The sequence below is a fragment of the Neobacillus niacini genome (genome assembly GCF_030817595.1).
Taxonomy (GTDB): Bacteria; Bacillota; Bacilli; order Bacillales; family Cytobacillaceae; genus Neobacillus; species Neobacillus niacini_G.
Genome location: NZ_JAUSZN010000001.1, coordinates 4160001 through 4165000, shown reverse-complemented (window position 1 = coordinate 4165000; position 5000 = coordinate 4160001). Strand labels below are relative to the sequence as shown.

The 5000-nt window shown below is 51.2% G+C and carries 2 rRNA genes; both read left to right on the top strand.

The annotated features are described in order from the left end of the window. Window positions 1-306 precede the first annotated feature (306 nt). Window positions 307-1856 (top strand): 16S ribosomal RNA (locus tag QFZ31_RS19675). Window positions 1857-2046: 190 nt separating this feature from the next. Further along, window positions 2047-4984, top strand: a 23S ribosomal RNA gene (locus tag QFZ31_RS19670). Together the 16S and 23S rRNA genes form the textbook arrangement of a ribosomal RNA operon. Window positions 4985-5000: the final 16 nt, after the last annotated feature.

Here is a 5000-nt window from a genome sequence, read left to right as displayed (position 1 = left end):
ATCCTTTCTGTCTTTTTTAATCCCATTTATAAAAATGGAAAAAACTTTCTGTTGTTTGATAACACCGACGGTGTTATGATATAAAAGTCGCTCAGAAAACAACCTTATCAGTTCTAACTTAGTTCTCTAGTAAATTGGAAATATTTTATAATTGATATAGTAGTAGAAAAGCGATATACTATTATTCCTGTCACTTCGACAGATGATATTGTTCTTTGAAAACTAAACAAACAAGAACGTCAACAATCAATAAAATTTAGTTTCTTCTATAGAAACTAGCCAACGTAACAAATGAGCTAATCAACTTTCTTGGAGAGTTTGATCCTGGCTCAGGACGAACGCTGGCGGCGTGCCTAATACATGCAAGTCGAGCGAATCTTAAGGTGCTTGCACCTTTTGGTTAGCGGCGGACGGGTGAGTAACACGTGGGCAACCTGCCTGTAAGACTGGGATAACTTCGGGAAACCGGAGCTAATACCGGATAATCCTTTTCCTCTCATGAGGAAAAGCTGAAAGTCGGTTTCGGCTGACACTTACAGATGGGCCCGCGGCGCATTAGCTAGTTGGTGAGGTAACGGCTCACCAAGGCGACGATGCGTAGCCGACCTGAGAGGGTGATCGGCCACACTGGGACTGAGACACGGCCCAGACTCCTACGGGAGGCAGCAGTAGGGAATCTTCCGCAATGGACGAAAGTCTGACGGAGCAACGCCGCGTGAGCGATGAAGGCCTTCGGGTCGTAAAGCTCTGTTGTTAGGGAAGAACAAGTATCGGAGTAACTGCCGGTACCTTGACGGTACCTAACCAGAAAGCCACGGCTAACTACGTGCCAGCAGCCGCGGTAATACGTAGGTGGCAAGCGTTGTCCGGAATTATTGGGCGTAAAGCGCGCGCAGGCGGTCCTTTAAGTCTGATGTGAAAGCCCACGGCTCAACCGTGGAGGGTCATTGGAAACTGGGGGACTTGAGTACAGAAGAGGAAAGCGGAATTCCACGTGTAGCGGTGAAATGCGTAGAGATGTGGAGGAACACCAGTGGCGAAGGCGGCTTTCTGGTCTGTAACTGACGCTGAGGCGCGAAAGCGTGGGGAGCAAACAGGATTAGATACCCTGGTAGTCCACGCCGTAAACGATGAGTGCTAAGTGTTAGAGGGTTTCCGCCCTTTAGTGCTGCAGCTAACGCATTAAGCACTCCGCCTGGGGAGTACGGCCGCAAGGCTGAAACTCAAAGGAATTGACGGGGGCCCGCACAAGCGGTGGAGCATGTGGTTTAATTCGAAGCAACGCGAAGAACCTTACCAGGTCTTGACATCCTCTGACACTCCTAGAGATAGGACGTTCCCCTTCGGGGGACAGAGTGACAGGTGGTGCATGGTTGTCGTCAGCTCGTGTCGTGAGATGTTGGGTTAAGTCCCGCAACGAGCGCAACCCTTGATCTTAGTTGCCAGCATTCAGTTGGGCACTCTAAGGTGACTGCCGGTGACAAACCGGAGGAAGGTGGGGATGACGTCAAATCATCATGCCCCTTATGACCTGGGCTACACACGTGCTACAATGGATGGTACAAAGGGCTGCGAGACCGCGAGGTTTAGCCAATCCCATAAAACCATTCTCAGTTCGGATTGTAGGCTGCAACTCGCCTACATGAAGCCGGAATCGCTAGTAATCGCGGATCAGCATGCCGCGGTGAATACGTTCCCGGGCCTTGTACACACCGCCCGTCACACCACGAGAGTTTGTAACACCCGAAGTCGGTGGGGTAACCGCAAGGAGCCAGCCGCCTAAGGTGGGACAGATGATTGGGGTGAAGTCGTAACAAGGTAGCCGTATCGGAAGGTGCGGCTGGATCACCTCCTTTCTAAGGATAATGCAGTCCTTGTGGACTGATAAACCGTTGACCGTTACTTGTTTGTTTAGTTTTGAGAGTGCAATTCTCTCATTATATTTTGTTCCTTGAAAACTAGATAATCGTAAGAAGAAGTCAAAGTAAAACCGAGAATCGCCATTAGTAGTTTTTCTCTCTTATTTAATAAGAGTATAACCATTTAGGTTAAGTTAGAAAGGGCGCACGGTGGATGCCTTGGCACTAGGAGCCGATGAAGGACGGGACTAACACCGATATGCTTCGGGGAGCTGTAAGTAAGCTTTGATCCGGAGATTTCCGAATGGGGGAACCCACTGCTCGTAATGGAGCAGTATCTTTACCTGAATACATAGGGTATTGAAGGCAGACCCGGGGAACTGAAACATCTAAGTACCCGGAGGAAGAGAAAGCAAACGCGATTCCCTGAGTAGCGGCGAGCGAAACGGGACATAGCCCAAACCAAGAGGCTTGCCTCTTGGGGTTGTAGGACACTCAACATGGAGTTACAAAGGAACGGGGTAGATGAAGCGATCTGGAAAGGTCCGTCATAGAAGGTAAAAACCCTGTAGTTGAAACTTCGTTCCCTCCTGAGTGGATCCTGAGTACGGCCGGACACGTGAAATCCGGTCGGAAGCTGGGAGGACCATCTCCCAAGGCTAAATACTCCCTAGTGACCGATAGTGAACCAGTACCGTGAGGGAAAGGTGAAAAGCACCCCGGAAGGGGAGTGAAAGAGATCCTGAAACCGTGTGCCTACAAGTAGTCAGAGCCCGTTAATGGGTGATGGCGTGCCTTTTGTAGAATGAACCGGCGAGTTACGATCCCATGCAAGGTTAAGTTGAAGAGACGGAGCCGCAGCGAAAGCGAGTCTGAATAGGGCGAATTGAGTATGTGGTCGTAGACCCGAAACCAGGTGATCTACCCATGTCCAGGGTGAAGTCCAGGTAACACTGGATGGAGGCCCGAACCCACGCACGTTGAAAAGTGCGGGGATGAGGTGTGGGTAGCGGAGAAATTCCAATCGAACTTGGAGATAGCTGGTTCTCTCCGAAATAGCTTTAGGGCTAGCCTCACGTTGTAAGAGTCTTGGAGGTAGAGCACTGTTTGGACTAGGGGCCCTCATCGGGTTACCGAATTCAGACAAACTCCGAATGCCAAAGACTTATCCGTGGGAGTCAGACTGCGAGTGATAAGATCCGTAGTCAAAAGGGAAACAGCCCAGACCACCAGCTAAGGTCCCAAAGTTTACGTTAAGTGGAAAAGGATGTGGAGTTGCTTAGACAACCAGGATGTTGGCTTAGAAGCAGCCACCATTTAAAGAGTGCGTAATAGCTCACTGGTCGAGTGACTCTGCGCCGAAAATGTACCGGGGCTAAACGTAACACCGAAGCTGTGGATTGACACCGTATGGTGTCAGTGGTAGGAGAGCGTTCTAAGGGCGTTGAAGCTAGACCGTAAGGACTGGTGGAGCGCTTAGAAGTGAGAATGCCGGTATGAGTAGCGAAAGATGGGTGAGAATCCCATCCACCGTATGCCTAAGGTTTCCTGAGGAAGGCTCGTCCTCTCAGGGTTAGTCGGGACCTAAGCCGAGGCCGAAAGGCGTAGGCGATGGACAACAGGTTGATATTCCTGTACCACCTCTTTATCGTTTGAGTGATGGGGGGACGCAGGAGGATAGGGTAAGCGCGCTGTTGGATATGCGCGTCTAAGCAGTTAGGCTGGTAAGTAGGAAAATCCGCTTACCGTAAAGGCTGAGCTGTGATAGCGAGGGAAATATAGTACCGAAGTTCCTGATTCCACACTGCCAAGAAAAGCCTCTAGCGAGATAAAAGGTGCCCGTACCGCAAACCGACACAGGTAGGCGAGGAGAGAATCCTAAGGTGAGCGAGAGAACTCTCGTTAAGGAACTCGGCAAAATGACCCCGTAACTTCGGGAGAAGGGGTGCTTTTTGAGGTGAATAGCCTCGAAGAGCCGCAGTGAATAGGCCCAGGCGACTGTTTAGCAAAAACACAGGTCTCTGCGAAGCCGCAAGGCGAAGTATAGGGGCTGACGCCTGCCCGGTGCTGGAAGGTTAAGAGGAGGGGTTAGCGCAAGCGAAGCTCTGAATCGAAGCCCCAGTAAACGGCGGCCGTAACTATAACGGTCCTAAGGTAGCGAAATTCCTTGTCGGGTAAGTTCCGACCCGCACGAAAGGCGTAACGATCTGGGCACTGTCTCAACGAGAGACTCGGTGAAATTATAGTACCTGTGAAGATGCAGGTTACCCGCGACAGGACGGAAAGACCCCGTGGAGCTTTACTGTAGCCTGATATTGAATTTTGGTACAGCTTGTACAGGATAGGTAGGAGCCTGAGAAACCGGAGCGCCAGCTTCGGTGGAGGCGTCGGTGGGATACTACCCTGGCTGTATTGAAATTCTAACCCACACCCCTGATCGGGGTGGGAGACAGTGTCAGGTGGGCAGTTTGACTGGGGCGGTCGCCTCCTAAAGAGTAACGGAGGCGCCCAAAGGTTCCCTCAGAATGGTTGGAAATCATTCGTAGAGTGTAAAGGCACAAGGGAGCTTGACTGCGAGACCTACAAGTCGAGCAGGGACGAAAGTCGGGCTTAGTGATCCGGTGGTTCCGCATGGAAGGGCCATCGCTCAACGGATAAAAGCTACCCCGGGGATAACAGGCTTATCTCCCCCAAGAGTCCACATCGACGGGGAGGTTTGGCACCTCGATGTCGGCTCATCGCATCCTGGGGCTGTAGTCGGTCCCAAGGGTTGGGCTGTTCGCCCATTAAAGCGGTACGCGAGCTGGGTTCAGAACGTCGTGAGACAGTTCGGTCCCTATCCGTCGTGGGCGCAGGAAATTTGAGAGGAGCTGTCCTTAGTACGAGAGGACCGGGATGGACGCACCGCTGGTGTACCAGTTGTCTTGCCAAAGGCATCGCTGGGTAGCTATGTGCGGACGGGATAAGTGCTGAAAGCATCTAAGCATGAAGCCCCCCTCAAGATGAGATTTCCCATAGCGTCAAGCTAGTAAGAACCCTGAAAGATGATCAGGTTGATAGGTCAGAGGTGGAAGCGTGGTAACATGTGGAGCTGACTGATACTAATCGTTCGAGGACTTAACCAATTTTTAAAAGCGAACT